This window comes from Nocardia sp. NPDC046473 (assembly GCF_040645995.1).
Taxonomy (GTDB): Bacteria; Actinomycetota; Actinomycetes; order Mycobacteriales; family Mycobacteriaceae; genus Nocardia.
In genome coordinates, this window is record NZ_JBEYZJ010000010.1 from 59887 (window position 1) to 79773 (window position 19887).

18 protein-coding genes and 1 pseudogene are annotated in these 19887 nt (G+C 67.4%); 10 read left to right on the top strand and 9 right to left on the bottom strand.

Annotated features, from left to right (window positions below; translation table 11 throughout):
* The first annotated feature begins 241 nt into the window (after positions 1-241).
* The 7 genes from ABZ942_RS33445 to ABZ942_RS33475 all read left to right on the top strand — a co-directional run bounded on the left by ABZ942_RS33445 (position 242) and on the right by ABZ942_RS33475 (position 7252).
* Positions 242-1093 carry a bifunctional 5,10-methylenetetrahydrofolate dehydrogenase/5,10-methenyltetrahydrofolate cyclohydrolase gene (locus ABZ942_RS33445; RefSeq protein WP_357389150.1) on the top strand — a complete coding sequence of 284 codons (852 nt, stop codon included), beginning with the start codon at positions 242-244 and terminating at the stop codon, positions 1091-1093.
* A 259-nt stretch (positions 1094-1352) separates the two neighbouring features.
* Positions 1353-2687 carry an MFS transporter gene (locus ABZ942_RS33450; RefSeq protein WP_357389152.1) on the top strand — a complete coding sequence of 445 codons (1335 nt, stop codon included), beginning with the start codon at positions 1353-1355 and terminating at the stop codon, positions 2685-2687.
* Positions 2688-2765: 78 nt separating this feature from the next.
* Positions 2766-3485 (top strand): GntR family transcriptional regulator, encoded by a 720-nt coding sequence (locus tag ABZ942_RS33455; protein WP_357389154.1) that lies wholly within the window; start codon positions 2766-2768, stop codon positions 3483-3485.
* Positions 3486-3610: 125 nt separating this feature from the next.
* Positions 3611-4153 (top strand): thiamine pyrophosphate-binding protein, encoded by a 543-nt coding sequence (locus ABZ942_RS33460; protein ID WP_357389156.1) that lies wholly within the window; start codon positions 3611-3613, stop codon positions 4151-4153.
* A gap of 2 nt (positions 4154-4155) precedes the next feature.
* Complete coding sequence (locus ABZ942_RS33465; protein WP_357389158.1) at positions 4156-4746, top strand: thiamine pyrophosphate-dependent enzyme; 591 nt, start codon at positions 4156-4158, stop codon at positions 4744-4746.
* Positions 4743-6122, top strand: coding sequence for an aldehyde dehydrogenase family protein (locus tag ABZ942_RS33470; RefSeq protein WP_357389160.1), 1380 nt, complete (start codon positions 4743-4745; stop codon positions 6120-6122). The genes ABZ942_RS33465 and ABZ942_RS33470 overlap by 4 nt, the downstream gene beginning before the upstream one ends.
* Complete coding sequence (locus ABZ942_RS33475) at positions 6119-7252, top strand: mandelate racemase/muconate lactonizing enzyme family protein (RefSeq protein WP_357389162.1); 1134 nt, start codon at positions 6119-6121, stop codon at positions 7250-7252. Before ABZ942_RS33470 ends, ABZ942_RS33475 begins: the two co-directional genes overlap by 4 nt.
* A 9-nt stretch (positions 7253-7261) precedes the next feature.
* On the opposite strand, the gene ABZ942_RS33480 is transcribed toward ABZ942_RS33475, so the two are convergent.
* Complete coding sequence (locus ABZ942_RS33480; protein ID WP_357389164.1) at positions 7262-8017, bottom strand: hypothetical protein; 756 nt, start codon at positions 8015-8017, stop codon at positions 7262-7264.
* Positions 8018-8188: 171 nt separating this feature from the next.
* Positions 8189-8614: a MarR family transcriptional regulator gene (locus ABZ942_RS33485; RefSeq protein WP_357389166.1), complete on the bottom strand. Its 426-nt coding sequence runs from the start codon at positions 8612-8614 to the stop codon at positions 8189-8191.
* Between the two features lie 84 nt (positions 8615-8698).
* Between ABZ942_RS33485 and ABZ942_RS33490 the strand changes: the two genes are divergently transcribed.
* Positions 8699-10456: an ABC transporter ATP-binding protein gene (locus tag ABZ942_RS33490; protein WP_357389168.1), complete on the top strand. Its 1758-nt coding sequence runs from the start codon at positions 8699-8701 to the stop codon at positions 10454-10456.
* A gap of 2 nt (positions 10457-10458) precedes the next feature.
* On the opposite strand, the gene ABZ942_RS33495 is transcribed toward ABZ942_RS33490, so the two are convergent.
* Both ABZ942_RS33495 and ABZ942_RS33500 read right to left on the bottom strand, forming a co-directional pair.
* Entirely contained in the window at positions 10459-11361 is a 903-nt protein-coding gene (locus ABZ942_RS33495) for an alpha/beta fold hydrolase (RefSeq protein ID WP_357389170.1), read from the bottom strand.
* A 137-nt stretch (positions 11362-11498) separates the two neighbouring features.
* The gene (locus tag ABZ942_RS33500; RefSeq protein WP_357389172.1) at positions 11499-12251 is read right to left on the bottom strand and encodes a L,D-transpeptidase; all 753 of its coding nucleotides are present in this window, start codon (positions 12249-12251) and stop codon (positions 11499-11501) included.
* An 869-nt stretch (positions 12252-13120) separates the two neighbouring features.
* Here ABZ942_RS33500 and ABZ942_RS33505 point away from each other — a divergent pair.
* Positions 13121-13423, top strand: a pseudogene (locus ABZ942_RS33505) (zinc-binding dehydrogenase); the annotation flags it as partial.
* Between the two features lie 4 nt (positions 13424-13427).
* On the opposite strand, the gene ABZ942_RS33510 reads toward ABZ942_RS33505, so the two are convergent.
* Together ABZ942_RS33510 and ABZ942_RS33515 are read right to left on the bottom strand one after the other, a co-directional pair.
* Positions 13428-14393, bottom strand: a complete 966-nt coding sequence (locus ABZ942_RS33510) for a TIGR03557 family F420-dependent LLM class oxidoreductase (protein WP_357389174.1) — start codon at positions 14391-14393, stop codon at positions 13428-13430.
* Positions 14394-14461: 68 nt separating this feature from the next.
* On the bottom strand, positions 14462-15121 hold the full coding sequence (locus ABZ942_RS33515) for a cyclodeaminase/cyclohydrolase family protein (RefSeq protein ID WP_357389176.1): 660 nt from the start codon (positions 15119-15121) through the stop codon (positions 14462-14464).
* A 121-nt stretch (positions 15122-15242) separates the two neighbouring features.
* Here ABZ942_RS33515 and ABZ942_RS33520 point away from each other — a divergent pair, with 121 nt between their 5' ends.
* Complete coding sequence (locus ABZ942_RS33520) at positions 15243-16280, top strand: LLM class F420-dependent oxidoreductase (protein WP_357389178.1); 1038 nt, start codon at positions 15243-15245, stop codon at positions 16278-16280.
* Positions 16281-16344: 64 nt separating this feature from the next.
* Here the strand turns inward: ABZ942_RS33520 and ABZ942_RS33525 are convergent, their stop codons facing one another.
* The 3 genes from ABZ942_RS33525 to ABZ942_RS33535 form a co-directional block, all read right to left on the bottom strand.
* Positions 16345-16683: an STAS domain-containing protein gene (locus ABZ942_RS33525; protein ID WP_357389858.1), complete on the bottom strand. Its 339-nt coding sequence runs from the start codon at positions 16681-16683 to the stop codon at positions 16345-16347.
* Between the two features lie 172 nt (positions 16684-16855).
* Positions 16856-17485: a flavin reductase family protein gene (locus ABZ942_RS33530; protein ID WP_357389180.1), complete on the bottom strand. Its 630-nt coding sequence runs from the start codon at positions 17483-17485 to the stop codon at positions 16856-16858.
* 56 nt (positions 17486-17541) lie between these two features.
* Positions 17542-19887: a SpoIIE family protein phosphatase gene (locus ABZ942_RS33535; protein WP_357389182.1), complete on the bottom strand. Its 2346-nt coding sequence runs from the start codon at positions 19885-19887 to the stop codon at positions 17542-17544.

The window sequence follows — 19887 nt, forward strand, 5'->3', positions numbered from 1 at the left end:
TCAGTCGACACCTTTCCGCGAAATGCTGTTGGCAAGCTGGAGTGCTCGGCAAAAAAATCGGGTAGGGCACGTGCTGGCAGTTAGCCGTGGGCAAGCATGATCACGATACGGCGGCGTGATCTGGAAACCGCGTATTTGCCGGGCGGATTCTGCGGCTTATTTCGAGCTTCGGGGCAAACCGGGCGAGGCTTGTCGGGCGCAGTCGCCGCGACCGTCGGTGGTCCCGATAAAGTGTGACAACGTGGATACCGTTTCGCTGACCGGCAAGGAACTCGCCGCCGCCATCAACGCCGACACCAAGCAGCGCGCCGCCGCACGCACCGAGGCGGGCGCCGCGCCGCGCCTGGCGCTGATCGTCGCGAACGACGACCCGGCCAGCGCCTGGTACGTGAACTCGCTGCGCAAGGCCGCCGAGCGGCTCGGAATCGCTTGCGACACCGTCGATCTCGGCGCCGACGCGAGTGCGGACACGATCCGCGCGGAACTCGCGGCGCGCAGCGCGGACAGCGCGACCGACGGGATCATGCTGCAGACGCCGCTGCCCGCGGGCATCACCCTCGAAGACGTCAGCTCCGCGATCGCCGCGACCAAGGACGTCGACGGCGTGAGCCCGCTGTCGCTCGGGTTGCTAGCCTCCGGGCTGGGCGGCTTCGTCGCCGCGACCTCCGAGGCGGTGGTCGAGCTGCTGAAGCAGCACCAGATCCCGCTGTCCGGTCGGCATGTCGCGGTCGTCGGCCGCTCCAATGTCGTCGGCAAGCCGCTCGCCCAGCTGCTGCTCGCCGAAAACGCCACGGTCACCATCTGTCATTCGCGGACCACCGACCTGCCCGCCGTCACCTCTGTTGCCGATGTTGTTGTCGCAGCGGCGGGCCGCATAGGCCTGGTCACCGGCAAGCACGTGCGCGAGGGTGCGGTCGTCGTCGACGTCGGCACCAACGAGGCCGCCGACGGCAGCATCGTCGGCGATGTCGACGCCGATTCCGTGCGCGGCAAGGCCGCGGCGCTGAGCCCGGTCCCCGGCGGGATCGGCCCGGTCACCACCGCGCTGCTCATGCGTCACGTCGTCATCGCCGCGGAGAACGCCGCTAGCTGACGATCCGCCGCGGGGCGAGTTCCCCCGCGGGTTACTCGATTACGGCCGGTCCGGGCCGGCATTGCGAGCCCCGGACCGGCCGTTGTCGTTTCTGCGCCCGCTGCACTAGCGCATTTCCGCCATCTCTGTTCGTCGCCTCTGCGAAACTCTTGTGCGTCAGGTCACAGCGTGAGTAGCATGCCACTCATCAAGTGAGACATGTTACTTATCAAGGTGGCATGCCATCACAGCTTTGGCTCTGTGCTGTGGAGGAAAGAAGATGGACCGTGCGATCCCCCGTTCCGAGGGGGAAGTTATGCAGGCGAACGCGATACGGAAGATCACCCGCCGGGTGGTGCCGTTGCTGGTGATCGGCTACATCGTCAGCTACATCGATCGGATCAACGTCAGCTTCGCCAAGTTCGGCATGGAGGAGACGTTCGGCATGAGCGCGACCCAGTACGGGTTCGTGGCCGGCATCTTCTTCGTCGGATACGTGCTGGCCGAGGTGCCGAGCAACATCATCATGACCAAGGTCGGCGCCCGGATCTGGCTCAGCCGGATCCTGGTGACCTGGGGCATCATCGCCGCCCTGACCGCGTTCGCGACGAGCGTGGAGATGGTCTACGTGCTGCGCTTCCTGCTCGGCGTCGCGGAGGCCGGTTTCTTCCCCGGCATCATCGTGTATCTCGCGCGGTGGTACCCGAATGCCCAGCGCACCAAGGTGATTTCGACCGTGATGGTGGCGATCCCGGTGGCCAGCGTGCTCGGCAGTCCGCTGAACGGGTGGATTCTCGACACCTTCGACGGCGCCCTCGGCATGGACGGCTGGCGGTGGATCTTCATCGTCGGCGGCGTTCCGGCGGTGCTCCTCGGCGTGGTGTTCTTCTGCGTGCTCACCGAGTCGCCGGAAAAGGCGAAGTGGCTCAACGACACCGAACGGGCCTGGCTGAAGGCAACACTCGACGCGGAGAACGCCGAACGCGCGCAGACGGCGCCGGCCGGTCACCTCGCCGCGCTGCGCGACAAACGAGTAATCGCCCTGTGTCTGGTCTACTTCCTGCTGCTGTGTGGCGCGTATCCGCTGGCCTACTGGATGCCGTCGGTGGTCAAGGAGGTCGGGCACGGGTTGAGTAGCTTCCAGATCGGCTGGCTGTCGGCGATACCGTTCCTGCTGGCCGCGATCGGCATGTACATCACCGGACGGCTCGTGCGTAACGACCGGTCGTCGCGGCCGGTGCTGATCGCGCTGGCCATCTCGGTGGTCGCGTTCACCGTCACGGCGTTCGCGCTCGGCTCGCCGCTGCTCGCGTTCACCGCGATCACGGTCGCCACCATGGCGGCGCAGACGGCGAAACCGCTGTTCTGGTCGGTGCCGACGGCCTACCTGGCCGGGGCGGGCGCGGCCAGCGGTATAGCCCTTATCAATTCGCTCGGCAACGCGGCCGGATTCGTCAGCCCGTATGCGTTCGGCTGGATCAAGGACGCGTCCGGCGGGCACACCAGCTTCGCCATCGCGGTGATGATCTTGGCCAATGTCGGCGCCCTGCTGGTGGTCGGCGCCATCGCCGTGCGAGCGCGGGCCCGTCGCGCCGCGGAGGTACCCGCTGCCTGAGCGGCTATGCTGGGGAATCGTCCGAGGTCGGTGTGCCACGGGCGATTTCCCGTAGCTCTCGCTCCATGAAGAGGTGCCTTGTCGCAGGACGCGGTAGACAGTAAGTCCGAGCAGATCGCTGCCGAAATCCGGGACGCGATCCGGCAAGGGCGGCTCGAGCGCGGCATCCTCTACTCCTCCCGCGAGCTGGGTGAGCTGTTCGGCGCCTCCCGGACGCCGGTGCGTGAGGCGCTGCTGAAGCTGGCCGATCTGGGCTTGGTCAAGATCGAACGCAATCGCGGTGCGCGGGTGCTCGGGCAGGACGGGCGCGGCATCGTCGACCTGTGCAGCCTGCGCGTGCTGCTCGAACCACCGGCCTGCCGCAGTGCCGCCGCCGTGATGACCAGCCGCGACGACGAAGCCATGCTCACCGAATACCGGATCATGGAGCGCACGGCCGACGGCGGCACCGAATACTTCGCGGCCGACGAACGGCTGCACGAACTGATCCTGCAGGCCAGCGGCAATCGTCGACTGGCCAAGTTCGTCAACGAGTTACGGCAGACGCTGGCCCTGGACGGCAGGCACAGCGTGCCGCGCTATCAGCCGGTCGATACCGCGCTGAAAGACCACTGGGCCATCATCGAGGCGCTGCGCAAGCGCGATGGGGTCGGTGCCGAGCGCGCGATGCGTAAGCATCTGGTGCGATCCGGCGATCTGCTCGTCGCGCACAGCAGTGACGACAACCGCGGCCTGGTCGCGGAATGGCGGCGCTGGGTCTCGGTGTCGGTGCCCGAGGGCGACCAAGTCACCTACTGACTGTTCTGTTCTGAACTGGATAGGTGTCACGCATACGAGAGTGTTGCATGCTACTCATCTTGAGTAGTATGTTGCAGACACCAAGTGGCTGCGATCACGCAGCCGGTCCGGCGAAGGGACATTCGGTGAATTCCAACTCGTATGCGACGTCCGTCGCCAGAGGCATCTGGGCGGCGGAGGTCGATCTGGTCGGGTACGTGCCATCGGTGAGCGTGGCACCCGTCATCACGGCGCTGGTGGACAGCAGCGGTGGCGCAGCGGGCATCTCGGAGCGGGTGTTCCCGCTCTCCAGGGAAGAGGAGGCGGCCGGACTGATCGGCGCGTTGCCGCTGACCGGCAAGCTCGGCGCGATCGTCATGCAGGACAACGGTTTCGGCAATGCGCTGACCGCGCTGACCACGTTCAACCTGGCCTACCACCTGCCGATGCTGATCGTGGCGAACACCCGCGGTGGGCTCGGTGAGTACAACTCGATGATCCACACGTTCAGCCAGCACGTGCCGCGGATGCTCGATCAGTTCGGGATCCAGACCTTCCAGATCGACCGGCGCAGTAGCCCGGAGGACTGGGCGGCGGTGGTCACCGAGGCGGGGGTGCACGCTCGGATGACCTTTCGGCCCGTGGTGGTGCTCGCGCACTTCTGGGCCACCGACGGTAAGGCGGCTTGATCGTGAAACGTATTGACGCACTGCGGATTATCGCCGCGCAGACGAGCGAACTGCCGGTGGTGGTGACCTGTGCCGCCTCCAGTCGGGAGCTGGCGGCGGTGGCCGATCGTCCGAATCATCTGTATCTGCTGGACGCGATGGGGCTGGCGGGTTCCGTTGCCACCGGGGTCGCGTTGGGTATCGCGGACACCGATGTGCCGAAGGTGGTGGCGATCGAGGGTGACGGATCGCTGCTGATGAACCCGAATGTGCTTCCGACAGCGGGGTTTCTGCGGCCGTCGAAGCTGGTGATGGTGCTGCTGGACAACGGCGTGTACGGCGCGACGGCCAATCTGCCGACCTATGGTTCGCGAATCGACCTGGGGGAGTTGGCCACTGCTGCCGGGTGGACCGTGCGCCGCGCGGCCGATCCTGAGGAGCTGGGGGAGCAGTTGGCGGAATCGCTGACCCTGGCGGGCCCGGTGTTCCTGCATGTGCGCATCGCGGTGGGCAATGCCACCGGCGTGCCGAAGTTGCTGGAGAACCCGGTGATCATCGGGCGGCGCTTCCAGGATTGGCTGGCCGCGCGCTACACCGTGCAGGCGGGCCGATGATCACCACGATCAACCCCGTCGACGGAAGCCCCATCGAGACATACTCTTTCACGCCAGACCACCAGCTGTCCGCGCTGCTGAACCGAGCGGTCGCCGCCGCACGCCGGGCCGTCGACGAGCCGGTCGTCGACCGTGCCGATCGGCTCCGGCTGATGGCCGCCCGATTACGAGCCGACGCGCAGGCGCTGGCGTCGCTGATCACCACCGAGATGGGCAAACCGATCGGCCAGGCCGCCGCCGAGATCGAGAAGTGCGCGCTCACCTGCGACTACTACGCCGACCGCGCCGCCGATCTCGTTGCGCCACAAGCGGTCGACGTGTTCCCCGACGGCGGGCAGATCCGCACCAGGCCGCTCGGCGTGATTCTGGCGATCATGCCGTGGAATTACCCGTTCTGGCAGGTCTTTCGGTCGATGCTGCCCGCGGTCGCGATCGGTAATACGGTGCTGCTCAAGCACGCCGACAATGTCACCGGGTGCGCGCTGGCCGTGCAGCGGCTGTTCGACGAGGTGTGCGGCACGGGGGTGCTGACCAGCGTGGTGTTGCCGCCGGATCGGATCGGTCCGTTCATCGACGATCCGCGCATCGCGGCGGTGGCGTTCACCGGCAGCAATCGGGTCGGTGCCATCGTCGGTGCCAGGGCGGGCCGGGCGGTGAAGAAGGTGGTGCTGGAACTCGGCGGGTCCGATCCGTTCATCGTACTGTCCGACGCCGATGTGACCGACGCGGCGGCGGCAGCGGTGCGCTCCCGCTTCCTCAATGCCGGGCAGAGCTGTATCGCCGCGAAGCGAATCATTGTCGAGCAGAACATCTTTCCCGAATTCACCGCGGCGATGGTTGCCGAGCTCGGCAAGCTCGTCGTCGGCGATCCCACCTTGCCGAGCACCGATATCGGCCCGATGGCCCGCGCCGACCTGCGCGACGAGCTGCGCAGGCAGCTGACCGCGACGGTGGCCGCCGGGGCCGAGGTATTGGTCGGCGGCGCAGGCGATTCCGGTCCCGGCGCCTGGTTCACGCCGACCATCGTCGCGGTGCCCGACACGTATTCCGTTGCGTTCCAAGAGGAAACCTTCGGTCCGCTCGGCGCGGTGCTGCCGGTCGGGTCCGCGGCCGCGGCGCTGACCGCCGCCAATGCCTCGGCGTACGGCCTGAGCTGCTCGATCTGGGGCCGTGACCTCGGCCGGGTCGAGCAGCTCGCGGCCAATGTCGCGGCCGGATCCGTGTTCGTCAACCGGATCTCCGAATCCGACCCGCGCCTGCCGGTCGGCGGGGTCAAAGCCAGCGGGCACGGCCGCGAGCTGAGCAGCTACGGCGCCACCGAATTCGCCAACATCCAGGCGGTCCGCACCGCCCCATCCGCGAGGAGCAGTCGATGACCATCACCCGAATCTCAGCCCGCGTCGTCGGCATCCCGGTCGACAAGCCGACCCGAATGTCCAACCGCGACTTGACCGATCGGCACTACGTCCTAGTCGAGGTCACCGACGACAGCGGTGCGACCGGACTCGGCTACACCTACGCCGGAACCAGCGGCGGCACACTGACCAAATGCGCGGTCGACGACGTACTCGCGCCGGTCTACCTCGGCGCCGACCACAACGACGTGCACGGACTGTGGAGCCTCGCATACCAGGAGGCGCTGCTCGCCGGCCGCCGCGGCGCCGTGCTGCGGGCACTGTCGGCGATCGACATCGCGCTGTGGGACCTCCGCGCGAAACGGGCCGGGCTCCCGCTGGTCAGCCTGCTCGGCGGCTCGACCGCCCCGCTGCCCTCGTACGCGTCGGGCGGCTACTACCGGCCGGACGAGGGCGAATGGACCCAGGCCGTCCGCAAGGAGATCGAATTCAATGCGGGCCAAGGCTTTACCGATCACAAGATCAAGGTCGGCGGCCTGAGCGTGGCCGAGGACGCGCGCCGGGTCGCGGCCGCGATCGAGGCGATCGGCGACACCGGCAGGCTCGCGCTCGACGCCAACAACGCCTACCGCTCCGTCCACGAAGCACGCAGGGCCATCGAGGCTTTCGAGCGCGCGGCGGGCGACCGGGAACTGTGGTGGTTCGAGGAGCCGCTCTCCCCGGACGCGATCGCCGGGCACGGCGAGCTCGCCAGGCAGATCCGCACGCCGGTCGCGACCGGCGAAATTCACCAGTCCCGTTGGGAATTCCGGCAACTCATCGAGGCGGGCGCCGCCGCGGTGCTGCAGGCCGACGCCGGTGTGGTGGGCGGCGTCACCGAGTGGCTGCGGGTGGCGCACGCCGCCGACGCCTTCGGTCTGCAGATGGCGCCGCACTGGCACCACAACCTGCACGTCCACCTGTGCGGCGCGGTCAGCAACTCGCTGGTCGTCGAGTACTTCGCGCTGGAGAAGGGCATCTACAACTTCGAACAGCTGCTCACGCCGGAGACACGGCTGCAATACGGGGCCAACCAGGTGTTCGTGCCGCAACGCCCCGGGCTCGGCATCGAGCTCGACGAGGAAATCGTCGCCAAGTACGAGTTCGCCTGAGCGACCGGACTATTGGCCGGGAGTGATGGCGCTGATGAGGGTGCGCCCGTCGTCCTTGGTGGTCGTGACGAGCTGCGGGTTGTAGGTGACCGGCGTGCGGCCGGGGCGGTTCTCGGTGACGACCACCATGTACTGGCCCGCGAACGCGCCAGGGGTGATCGCGACGCAGTAGGTGGTGCCCGCCGGAACCGTGTCGATACCGCGCTGGATGGCGTCGGCCGGTTCCACCGCCGCGTCGGGCGTGGTAGCGGCGCGTGCCTCTTCGCCGGATCGCGTGACGTAGTACGCGTGCTGGAAGGCGAAGATCGCGCCGGGGCCGGAGTCGAAACCGCCGGGGTCGTTGCCCTTGATCCGGTTCCCGACCCGCTCGGCCGTGCACTGCGCGCCCGCGGAGGCGGCGGGATCACCGATCCGACCGGGATTGTTCGACGCCGAAGGCGGTGGCGAGTCGTTGCCGACGAACATGAAGAAGGCTGCGGCTGCTATCGCGACGACACCGAGCACGCCCAGCAGCGGCACCGCCCAGCGGCGGGTCGACCGGTTCCGCTTGGAACGGTCGATCAGCCCGCTGAACTCGTCTTCGAAATGGTCCGGTTCGTAGTCCGGTTCCGGGTCGTGCTCGGGCAGCCGGTCGACCCAGTCGGCATACTCGCCCTGATACCGGTCGTCCGGTGGGTACCGCTGTTCCGGCACACCACGATTCATCATCTGCGGCCCCCGCCCATAGTCGTATCCGGGCTGTGCGCCCATCTCCGGTCGATCCATCGCCCCACCTTCGTCAGGTCATATCGCCAGGTTATCCGCACCGTTCCGGAAATGCAGCAACGCGGCGACGGGTCTGCCCAGCCGACTGCGCTGTCGCTCGAGGAAGAATACTGCGCGGTTGCTGACCATGGGGTAGGCCGGGTGGATACCGGTCGGTAAGTCCGGATTGCGCTACACGGTAGCGGAATCGAGAGTTGCCAGCAGCTCTCGCAGGGTTTCGCGTTGCTCGGCGGTGAGGGTGGCGAAGAGTTCTTCGGCGGCCTCGCGGCGGGCCTCGGCCATCCGGGTGAGGGTGGCGCGGCCGGATTCGGTCAGGGTGACCAGGGTGGCGCGGCGGTTGGCGGGGTCTGGGGCGCGAGTGACCAGATCCGCGGCGGCGAGGGCGTCGACGACCGTGGTGGCCGAGCGGGGCACGATGCCGAGGCGGTCGGCCAGTGCGGTCATCCGCAGCGGCTCCTCCTGGTGCGCGATGATGCGCAGCGCGCGCGCCTGGGCGGGGGTGAGGCCGAGCGGGGCGAGCCGGCCCACCTGGTTGCGCCGGATCCGTTTGGCGGCGCGCAGGAACAGTTCGGGCAGGTCGGTGTCGGCGGACTCCATGATTCTGAGCTTAACTCATTGTTTCGGGAACAATTATGAGTCATGCTCAGTTTTATGACGTAGTTCTCTCGGAAGGAGGCGCCTTTGCAGCCCCCACCTCAACTTCGCCGGATCGTCCGGCTGTTCCGGCCCTATCGGGCCCGGCTGGCCCTGGTGGCCGCCCTCGTCTGCCTGTCCTCGGTCGTCGCGCTGGCCTCGCCGTTCATGCTGCGCGCGGTGCTCGACGACGCGCTCCCACACGGGCGCACCGGCCTATTGACCCTGCTCGCCGCGGGCATGATCGCGGTCGCCGCGCTGACCAGTGTGTTCGGCGTGCTGCAGACCTACCTCTCGACCACGGTCGGCCAGGACGTGATGCACGACCTGCGGTCCGCGGTCTACGCGCAACTGCAGCGAATGCCGTTGTCCTTCTTCACCAAAACCCGCACCGGCGAGGTGCAGTCGCGCATCGCCAACGATATCGGCGGCATGCAATCGACCGTCACGTCCACCGCGACGTCGCTGGTCTCGAACTTCACCACGGTGCTCGCCGCGGTCACCGCGATGATCGTGCTCGACTGGCGGCTCACCCTGGTTTCCCTGGTCATGCTGCCGTTCTTCGTGTGGATCAGCCGCCGTGTCGGCAGCGAACGCCGCAAGATCACCGGTCAGCGGCAGGAGAAGCTGGCGGGCATGTCGGCGATCGTGGAGGAGTCGCTCTCGGTGAGCGGCATCCTGCTCGGTCGCACGATGGGGCGATCGCCGGCACTGGTCGACAGTTTCGTGCGGGAGTCGCGTGGGCTGGTCGATCTGGAGGTGCGCGCGAGCATGGCGGGACGGTGGCGGCAGTCGACCATCACCATCGTCATGTCGGCGATGCCCGCGGTGATCTACTGGGCGGCGGGGCTCAGCGTGACGGGCGGCAAGCCGTTGGTGTCGATCGGCACGCTGGTCGCGTTCACCACGCTGCAGACCACGTTGCTGCGGCCGATGGTGCAGTTACTGTCCACCGGTGTCGAGGTGCAGAGCTCGATGGCGTTGTTCGGCAGGATCTTCGAGTACCTGGATCTGAAGCCCGATATCGAGGAGCCCGGTCGGCCCGTCGCGCTCGGCAAGGTGACGGGTGCGGTGCGGTTCGATCATGTCGGATTCTCGTACGGGTCAGGGAATCGAGATGTGCTGAGCGACATCGACATCACCGTGCCTGCCGGGTCGAGCCTGGCGATCGTCGGCGAAACCGGTTCGGGGAAGACCACTCTCGGTTACCTCGTGGCGCGGCTCTATGACGTGAGCTCCGGTGCGATCACCATCGATGGGAAAGACGTGCGCGACTTGTCCTTTGCGGATCTCGCGACTGCCGTCGGTGTTGTCTCCCAGGAGACTTACCTGTTCCATGCCACTGTGGCCGATAATCTGCGGTTCGCGAAACCCGATGCGACGGAACAGGAATTGCACGATGCGGCCCGCGCCGCGCAGATCCACGAGCACATCATGAGCCTGCCCGACGGGTACGACACCCTGGTGGGCGAGCGCGGCTACCGGTTCTCCGGCGGTGAGAAGCAACGGCTCGCCGTTGCCCGCGCCGTGCTGCGCAATCCGCCGATCCTGGTGCTGGACGAGGCGACCAGTGCACTCGATACCCGTACCGAGCAGGAGGTGCAGCAGGCCATCGACGCGCTGTCGGTCGATCGCACCACGATCACCATCGCGCACCGGCTGTCGACCATTCGCGATGCCGATCAGATCGTCGTGCTCGATCAGGGACGCATTATCGAACGTGGCTCGCATGATGAGCTGATGGAACTCGACGGTCGTTATGCCGCGCTGCTGTCCCGCGACAATGCATTGATCGAAGCGGCGTAACTTCAGCTCGGGCGTAGGTGCTCCACAAGGAAGGTGGTTTCGTCGGCCACTACCTTGTCGAAATCGGGGGACACGTAGATGTCGAAATGGCCCGCCGAGTATTCGTGCACCTCGACGTTGGATCCGGCGGCCGCCGCGTAACGCAGGGTGCGGCGAGGCGGGGCGACGGTGTCGTTCAGGCAGACGCCGAGGAACACCGGGGCCTCGATCTTTCGCAGGCTGCGGCCGGGGTGATAGAGCGGGAGGGTCAGCCCGATCCGGGCGGCGACGGCGTTGGGGTGGGTGAATTCGGCGGGCACCAGCGAGGTGTATCCGGGGGCCGCGTCCGGGGCGTTCATCAAGGCGGTCTGGCCGGGCCGGCCGGTGAGCGGGACGGTGACCGGCGGCCTGCGCAATGCGGCGGCACCGAGGTCCAAGACCGCGCGAGTGGCGATGGCGAGCAGCGGTCGGAGTCCGACTGTCGGAGCCGAGGCGATGCCGCTGGTGAACGGGCACTGGGAGACTACCGCGGCGATGCGGCGATCCTGTGCGGCGACGCGCAATACGTGGCCGCCGCTGAAAGATGTTCCGAACACAGCGATTCGGGCCGGATCGATGCCGTCGAGGGTGGCGGCGTAATCGATCGCCGCCGACCAATCGGCGAGCTGGCGGCCGATGCTCAGCAATTGTCTCGGTGCGCCGTCGCTCGCGCCGAAATGCCGATAGTCGAAGACAACTGCGGCAATTCCGGCATCGGCGAAACGCTCGGCAAAGGCGTCCAAACGCATTTCCTTGACGGCGCCCAGCCCGTGCGCCATGACCACGACGGGAACCGGCCCCGCGGTGGTCTCCGGGCGGTATAGCCAGCCCCGAATCGTGCTGCCGTCCGACTGGAATTCGATATCCGAGCGGGTTGCGGTCGTCATCTGTCAGCTCCTGCCAGGTCCCAGCGACCGAGATCTACTGTCTCACTCGCTCGATCATGTCATGAGCGGCAGCTATCGGCGATCCCACCCGGACCCGCGAACCACCGAAGCGGTGCGCGGGTGCGAGAAACCGTCGATTACCAGTGCAGCGTGACGGGATCACCGACATTGATTGTGTGGTAAACCCATTCGGCATCGTCCGGGGCAAGGTTGATGCAGCCGTGGCTGACATTCGAGTTGCCCTGCTGCTCCACCGACCACGGGGCGGAGTGGATGTAAACGCCACCCCAGGTGAGGCGTTCGGCGAATTCACCGTTGATGAGGTAGCCCTCCGGTGAGCTCAGCGGGATGCCGATGGTGCGCGAGTCGAACACCACGGAGCGGGCCTTCTCCAGCACGGGGAAGGTGCCCGACGGAGTTTCGCGACCCGGCTTGCCCATCGACGCGGGCATCGTCCTCGGGATGCCGCCGACGGTGAGCGTGAACGTGTGGTTCGACATGTCGCCGTCACCGAAAACACCTGCGTTGGTGTTGAATTCGGCGCGCGCGTTACCCACGCCGACGGTGATGCGAGCATTGGCGGGCAGGAAGCCGGTCGGCGTCCACACCGCCTCCCGGTCGTTGGTCCACGCGAACGTCCCGGTCAGCGGGTCGGTGGCCCGGATACTGATACTTTGCTCGGCTTTGGCGCGGTCGGCGACCTGCGCTGCGAATCGGACGGTGACGGGGTGGGCAACACCGACCACCTGCCCATCCGAGGGCCCGATCCCTTCGACCGGACTCGTTGTTGTTGTGGTTCCGATCAGCGTCGCTGTCGCCGTCCCCGACCAGAACACGGCCAATACCGCGATCAAGATCATTAGGAACAGATATCGGATGACATTTCTCATTAGCTCCACCCCTTCGAGATGGTGGGTAGGCAAGCAAACTAAATGTTAGGCCGCATGATCAACTCTTTCTACGAATCGATCCCAGCCGTGCCGCAGTCGTAACCGACCACCATGCCCCTCACTATGTTGCCTACCCGCCCCCTCCACCCCCAAACCCGACCTTTCGCCTATCGCACGACCGTTCGTGCAGATCACCCCCCGCCCCGAGCGGCCCCGCCTACCCAAGCCCAACGAGACGCCGCCGCCCTGCCGCGCCCAATTTCGCCTACCGCGCTTGAGGTTGCCCATTGCGCCCAATTTCGTCCGGCGTGTACGAGTTTGCCTGCTGTGCTGGGTTTCGCCCGGCGTGTACGAGTTTGCCTGCCGTGCTGAGTTTCGCCCGGCGTGTACGAGTTTGCCTGCTGCGCTGAGGTTCGTCTGCCGTGTACGAGTTTGCCTGCCGTGCTGAGGTTCGTCTGCCGTGTACGAGTTTGCCTGCCGTGCTGAGTTTCGTCTGCCGTGTACGAGTTTGCCTGCCGTGCTGAGTTTCGCCCGGCGTGTACGAGTTTGCCTGCCGTGCTGAGGTTCGCCCGGCGTGCGCGAGTTTGCCTGCCGTGCTGAGGTTCGCCCGGCGTGTACGAGTTTGCCTGCCGTGCTGAGGTTCGCCCGGCGTGTACGAGTTTGCCTGCCGTGCTGAGGTTCGCCCGGCGTGTACGAGTTTGCCTGCTGCGCTGAGGTTCGCCCGCCGTGCGCGAGATTGCCTGCCGCGCCCAATTTCGCCCGCCGCGCTTGAGATTGCTAGCAATACCGCACGCGGCTGCACAATTCACGCGCGATGCCCCCGACAGATCACTCGAAGGCACGCCCACTGACAATGTCGCACTTGTCGAAAGTGCTTGGGAGGCAACCACGGCCAGATGACCAGGCTGGGACCGCCGCCACCCTGCCTCGACATGCAAGGCTCGGATGTCGCCGACCCGCGCGCCGAGACCGATCCGCGCTACGAACGCTTCTACGTCGAACCGTCGGGCGTCTCCCTGCGTGAGATCACGACCATGGTCGACCGCGGATACCTGCACGTCACGATCGATCAGGTCCTGCCTCTCGCCGACGTGGCAAAAGCCCACCAGCTCAGCGAATCCGGCCGAGTCCGCGGCAAAATCGTACTGACAGCGTGGAATTCGCCCGTCTAGCGGATCAACTCGGCGTGAGCTGCCGGAAGCGCGGCTCGAGTTCCTGCTGATAGAAGTCGATGAACCCGTCCGGGTCCGGCCCGGCATTCTGCATGACCAGGTGGTCGAAGCCCGCGTCGACGAACTGCTGGGCCACCTCGACGTAACGGGTCGGATCCGGGCCGCAGGCGAACTGTTGCACGACGTCCTCGATGCGCACGGTCTTGGACGCGGCATCGAAATTGACCGGATTCGGCAGTTCGCTCATCACCTTCCAGCCGGTCAAGGCCCAGCGGGTCGTTTCGAGCACGGCCTTGGCGGCGGTCTCCTCGTCGGGCGCCCAAGCCATCGGAACCTCCGCATAGCGCGGCCCGGCACCACCGGCCGCCTGATACCGCTCGACGATCTCGGATTTCGGTTCAGTGGCGAACAGTCCGTCCCCGAGTTCGGCCGCGATCCGCGCCGAGGGTGGCCCGCTGGCGGCCACCGCGATCACCGGGAGCTCGCCGGGCAGATCGAAGACCCGCGCGTCCGAGAGCGACAGGTAGCGGCCGTCGTAGGAGCGATAACCACCGCGCCACAGCAATCGAATGATCTCCAGCGCCTCGCGCAACATCTCCTGGCGCTTGCGCACCTCCGGGAACTCCCGCGCGACCACGTGCTCGTTGAGCCGCTCACCCGAGCCGACGCCGAGGGTGAACCGTCCGTCGGACACCAGCGCCAGCGTCGCCGCGGCCTGCGCGATGATCGCCGGGTGATAGCGGACGGTCGGGCAGGTCACCCCGGTCGCCAAGCCGATCCGCTCGGTCTGCGCGGCGATCGAACCCAATACCGTCCAGGCGAACGGCGAATGCCCCTGGACGTCGAGCCACGGGTGATAGTGATCGCTCATCTCGACGAAGTCGAAACCGGCGGATTCCGCCCGAACCGCTTGGCGCATCAGCTCTTTCGGCCCGAAGGCCTCCGCCGCCAACTTGTATCCGATCTGCACGGCCACCTCCTCGGCGTTGTCGGCTACCTGCCGCCGACATACCCGACCGTGCGGTGCGGAAACTCGAACTAGCCGCGAACCGCGTGCACCACGTCGGCGTGCAGACCGTCGGCGCGCGCGACGAGTTCCTCGATGCGCAGCAAAACGGGGGCGAACCGGTCGCCTTCCTCGGCGGGCAGCGAGGTCACGTTGATCTCGATATTGAGCTGCGAGCTGGCGGCCGCGGCACGGCAGGCGTCGGCGGCGGCACCGATATCGGTGACCACGTTCGGGTTGCCGATCGGGAACAGCTCGGTGGCCAGCGAGAGCACCTCGTCGGCCTCGTCGACCACCGCCGCGGGCACTCGCGCGGCCTCGACCAACGCCGCATTGATCGTCGCGGTGCGCAGGGCGACTTCCTCCGGCGTCTCCTTCGGCAGCTTGTACGCGGCACCGACCGCGGTGAACGCGGCGGCATCGGCGTCGGCCAGGGCCAGCGAACGAGCGCGGGCGGCGTCGGCGGCCTCGATGATCCGGTCGACCACCGGCCGGTTGTCCGCATCCTTGGCGCGGGTGGTGTAACGCGCCACCATCGCGACGAGCGCGGCGGCCTGCGCGGCATGCAGCGCGGCGACGGCCCCGCCGCCCGGCGCCGGAATCTTGGCGGCCAGATCGGACAGGTACTGCGCGAGCGTGGCCTCGCCGAAGGAGGACGCAGTTTCCTGGGACGAAGTGCTCGGCTGCGACACGGGTTGATGGCCTTTCATCGTGCGGCGCGGGTGGGGAGTGCGCGCTCAACGCTACCGGTTCGGCCACCGCGGAACCCATCCGGTGCGGCGCGGACCCGTAGCCGCCGTTATGTTGAGTGCTATGCGGATCGGATTGGGCATCAACTACTCGGGCGGTTTCAAAGAAGCGGCGGCCGAGGTCGCCGACCTGGAGCGGGCCGGCCTGGACATCGTGTTCGTCCCCGAGGCGTACTCGTACGACGCGGTGAGCGCGCTCGGCTACCTGGCGGCCAAGACCTCTCGGATCGAACTGGCCTCGGGCATCCTGCAGATCTACACCCGCACCCCGAGCCTGACCGCGATGACCGCGGCCGGCCTCGATTTCGTCTCCGACGGCCGGTTCATCCTCGGCCTCGGCGCGTCGGGCCCGCAGGTGATCGAGGGCTTCCATGGCGTGCCCTACGACGCGCCGATCGGGCGTACCAGGGAGCTGGTGGAGATCTGCCGCAAGGTGTGGCGGCGCGAGAAGCTCGAATACCAGGGCAAGTACTACCAGATCCCGCTGCCCGAAGGTAAGGGCACCGGCCTGGGCAAGGCCCTGAAGCTGATCAATCACCCGGTGCGCGAACGCATTCCGGTGCTGCTCGCGGCGATCGGCCCGAAGAATGTCGAGCTGACCGCCGAGATCGCCGAGGGCTGGCAGCCGATCTTCTTCTTGCCGGAGCAGGCCAAGCTGATCTGGGGCGATTCGCTCGAGGCGGGCTTCGCCAAGCGTGACCCGCAGCTCGGCCCGCTCGAGGTGTACGCGAGCCCGGCGCTGGCCATCGGCGACAACGTCGAGCCGCTGCTGGAGTTCGTGAAGCCGCACCTCGCGCTGTACATCGGCGGCATGGGCGCCAAGGGCAAGAACTTCTATCACACGCTGGCCACCAAGTACGGCTACGGCGCCGAGGCCGACCGCATCCAGGAGCTCTACCTGGCGGGCAAGAAGGAGGAGGCCGCGAAGGTCGTGCCCGACGCCCTGGTCCGCGACATCTCGCTGGTCGGTCCCGCAGGCTTCGTCAAGGAGCGGGTCGCGGCCTTCGCCGAGGCGGGTGCCACCGTGCTGAACGTGTTGCCGATGGCGGCCACCCCCGCCGAGCGGGTCAAGCTGATCGAGCAGCTGCGCGAACTCTGCTGAGCGCGAACGACCGCGGCGTCTCGCCTCGAACGAGGGGAGACGCCGCGGTCGGTACGGGTTCGGGTCAGCGGTCGCGGAAGCCCGCGAGTGCCGCCTCCAGGGTGGAATGCACGGCGAACACCTGATCGAGGTTGGTCATCCGCAGCTGCCTGCTGGTGGCGGGGCCGTCTGCGACCACGGCGATCGCGGTCGAGTCGCCCGCACGCTGATGTGTTGCGACGAGTACCGCCATGCCCGCCGATGCGAGGAAGCTGACCGCGGTCAGATCGATGATCAAGGCCGCAGGCTTGCCGTTCAGGATCGCCTCGATCGAGCTCTCGAGCGCGGGGGCCGTTGCCAGGTCGACCTCGCCTGCCACAGTGAGAACCGTCGCACCGTCCTGGGAAGCGACGGTGGTGGTCATCGTGTCCGCGAGGGGATACGCGTCTCCGGAAGTGTTGGTCACAACTCCACCACACACAAGTAGCGGCGAATTCGCAACCTAGGCGCGTTCATAAGGACAAACCTTACCGTAGGACGCTGATCGAAGTTGCCGTTGCGCCGCTTCAGAATAGGAGCGTTACCGGCGGGTCTGCTCAATGGCTGGTCGCGGGGCTCGGTATCTGCCACGCGGTGGCCAGCCGAGACGGGTGCACCTGTGTGCCGTCGCCGAAGAACTCGCAGAATTTCATGATCAGCGGGTCCCAGCCGACCGGATCGACGTGCGCAGTGCCCGGAATGATCAGCTCGTCGGCCACATGTGCGCGCAGCACGCGCACGGTGTGTGCGACGGCATCGGTGCCGATGCCGAACGGTTCGCTGGCCAGCACCTCACATTCGAGCTGAATCGGACATTCGGCCACCCGCGGCGCCGCGACGAGGTCCGCCGGGAGCTGGGTGAGACCGGCCGCAGCGAACTTGTCCGGCTCGTACCGATACCCCTTCTCGATCTTGTGTGGCGTCATGACCGGCGAACCGCTCAGCAGCGCCAGCCGATCCACCGCCGCCGCCAGGGCCGAGGACGGCAGATTCAACACACACGCCCGCTCGCGAACCAAGTTCTGCGTGGTCTGCGACGCCGTATTCATCCCGAGCATGCACTGATCGCCCAGCCACCACGCCGACGACATCGGCGCGAGATTGGCTGTCCCGTTTAGGTTTCGGGTGCCGATCAACACTACCGGCGTGCCGAAATAGAGAACCTTCAGATCAACAACGTTATGCATGATGCCAACGATGCCGTGCGCGGACAGTCCGGTGCTGGCGGTAAATCGACGCGGCGTCAGCCCGAGGCGCGGCGGTTGGTGCCGCGCAACGGGTTTGCAATCGGGAAGGCGATGGCGGGCAGGGTGACCGACATGCGGACGCGGGTGCCCGGTCCGGTGTGGTCGATGTCGAGTTCCTCGGTGAGTGCGCGCATCATGTCGATGCCGCGGCCGCGATAGCCGGGGTCGGCCGAGCGCGGTTTCCAGCTGCCCGCGTCGGCGACGGTGATCACCACCGTCTCGGTGTTGCAGGTGGCGGTCAGTTCGACGCGGTTGGTGTCGGCGGCCGGGTCGCGCAGGGCTCTGGCGACGCGGCCCATCGAGCGATCGGTGCTCTCGGGGCGGCCGGTCGGCACGGCGCCGTTGCGGTAGGCGTGCTCGATGCTGTTGCTGCAGGCCTCGTTGGCCGCGGCCACCAGATCGGACGCCAGATCGTGCGGCACCGCGGCGGCGGCCAGCCAGGCCTTGAGCGTACGGCGCAGTGCCGCAAGCTCATCCGCGTGCGCGGGGACCTCCAGCCGCAGTGCTGCGGGCGGTTGGCGGTACACCACCATGGCGACGTCGTCGTCGTAGCCCGCGGCGGGCCGCAGGCGCGAGAGCACCGCGTCGGCCACCTCGCGCGGCAGCTTGGCGGAGGTGTCGGCGAGCACGTCGGCGATCTTGGCGAAGCTGTCGTCGATGTCGACGCCGCGTTGTTCGACCAGGCCGTCGGTGAAGAGCACCAGCGTCGAGCCCGGCGTCAGCGCGGTGGTCGCCTCCGGGCGGCGCGGTGGATCGAAGGTGGCCAGCGGGAACGAGCGCCCGCCCTCCAGCAGGCGGCCGGTCGCGTCGACGTCGGCCAGGATCGGCGGCATGTGGCCGGCACTGCTGTAGCGGACCAGCCCGCGCACCGGATCGAGCACCGCGGCGCACACGGTCGTGCACATCGCGCCGGGGATCCGGCCCGCGACGGTGTCGAGCTCGGCCAGCAACTGTGCCGGACCGGCCCCGCGCAGCAGCAATGCTCTTGCGGCCGTACGTAATTGGCCCATTACCACGGCGGCGGACAGGCCACGGCCCACGCAGTCGCCGACCACGACTCCGATGGTGCCGTCGCGCAACGGGACTACGTCGTACCAGTCGCCGCCGATCTCCAGCGGCGGCAGCGCGGGTTCGTAGTGCACCGAGAACCGCGGCGGCAGTTCGATCGGGCCGAGCATGGCCCGCTGCAATGTCAGCGAGGTCGAGCGGGCCTGATCGAAGTTGCGCGCCCGCTGCACCGCGAGGCTGAGGTGCCCGATGAGTAGTGAGAACAACGTCCAGTCGGCGGCGCTGATCGCGCGCGGCGCGGCGAAGCGCAACCACAGTGCGGCATCACCGGTTTCGCCGAGCGGAGCGACAATGCCTTCGGAGCTGTCGGCGCCCTCCGGGATCGCGAACAGGCTGCGGCCCGGTCTGCGTCTGGCTCGATCCAGCATTGCCCTTGCGCGCGCGTCCAATTCGGCGCTCTCCGGCCCGTTCGGCGTGCCCTCGGCGCCGGAGACGTACACCTCCGGCTCGACGTGCCTGCTCGGCCACACCGACACCACCGCGGTCTGCGCGCCGACGGTGCGCCGCAATTCGTCGAGGCCGACCGCGAGCACCTCGACCACGCTGGTCGCCGCGCCCACCGCGGTGGCCAGCCGTGAGGCGGCCTGATCGCGGGCCTGCGCGTCGTGCTCGGCGGTGACATCGCGGATGGTGCCGACGAAGATGCGTTCGTTGTTCTCCGGCTTGATCAGCGCGCTGGTGCTCACCGCCAACCACAGCGAGCGGCCGTCGCGGTGCCGGATCGGAATGACGAAACGTAGTGCCTCCGTGCCGAGATCGGGGTAGCGCGGTCCCTCCGGCATCGACCACGGATGCGGCAGCGGGTAGGGCACCTCGGCGGCGCCGTATCCGGTCAGCGCGCCGAACGCGGAGTTGACCTCGACGATGGCGCCGTGCGAGTCGGCGACGAAGAAGCCGTCCTGCAGTGATTCGACCAGGGCGGTGCGGAAGGCGTCGCGTCCGGCGAGATCGTCCGCGCGCGTGCGCTGTTGCTCGTAGCGGCCGACGCCGTCGAGATAGCCGCGGGTCGCAATATCAAGTGCGGCAAGGGTTTGCAGCAGGAACTCCAGTGCGGACTCGGCGAGGCGAACGTCCCGCTCGCCGATGCCGGCATCATGCTCGGCGGCCTGCACCACCCGGAAGTGGTTTTCGTTGAGGTCGAGCAGGCTGATGCCTTCGACCAGGGCCCGTCTGCCGAGCTCGTACCCTTCCGCGAGGGTGGCTTGAGTCGGTGAATCCAGGTGTCGCCGTAGCGCTTTCGCGTACTCGTCGAGGAAGTCGGCCAGTGCTGTCAT

Bases quoted from the DNA above. Each gene is read 5' to 3' on its own strand.
- ABZ942_RS33450 (WP_357389152.1), top strand. From the start codon at position 1,353: ATGGACCGTGCGATCCCCCGTTCCGAGGGGGAAGTTATGCAGGCGAAC.
- ABZ942_RS33470 (WP_357389160.1), top strand. From the start codon at position 4,743: ATGATCACCACGATCAACCCCGTCGACGGAAGCCCCATCGAGACATAC.
- ABZ942_RS33475 (WP_357389162.1), top strand. From the start codon at position 6,119: ATGACCATCACCCGAATCTCAGCCCGCGTCGTCGGCATCCCGGTCGAC.
- ABZ942_RS33480 (WP_357389164.1), bottom strand. From the start codon at position 8,017: ATGGATCGACCGGAGATGGGCGCACAGCCCGGATACGACTATGGGCGG.
- ABZ942_RS33485 (WP_357389166.1), bottom strand. From the start codon at position 8,614: ATGGAGTCCGCCGACACCGACCTGCCCGAACTGTTCCTGCGCGCCGCC.
- ABZ942_RS33495 (WP_357389170.1), bottom strand. From the start codon at position 11,361: ATGACGACCGCAACCCGCTCGGATATCGAATTCCAGTCGGACGGCAGC.
- ABZ942_RS33500 (WP_357389172.1), bottom strand. From the start codon at position 12,251: ATGAGAAATGTCATCCGATATCTGTTCCTAATGATCTTGATCGCGGTA.
- ABZ942_RS33520 (WP_357389178.1), top strand. From the start codon at position 15,243: ATGCGGATCGGATTGGGCATCAACTACTCGGGCGGTTTCAAAGAAGCG.
- ABZ942_RS33525 (WP_357389858.1), bottom strand. From the start codon at position 16,683: ATGACCACCACCGTCGCTTCCCAGGACGGTGCGACGGTTCTCACTGTG.
- ABZ942_RS33530 (WP_357389180.1), bottom strand. From the start codon at position 17,485: ATGCATAACGTTGTTGATCTGAAGGTTCTCTATTTCGGCACGCCGGTA.
- ABZ942_RS33535 (WP_357389182.1), bottom strand. From the start codon at position 19,887: ATGACAGCACTGGCCGACTTCCTCGACGAGTACGCGAAAGCGCTACGG.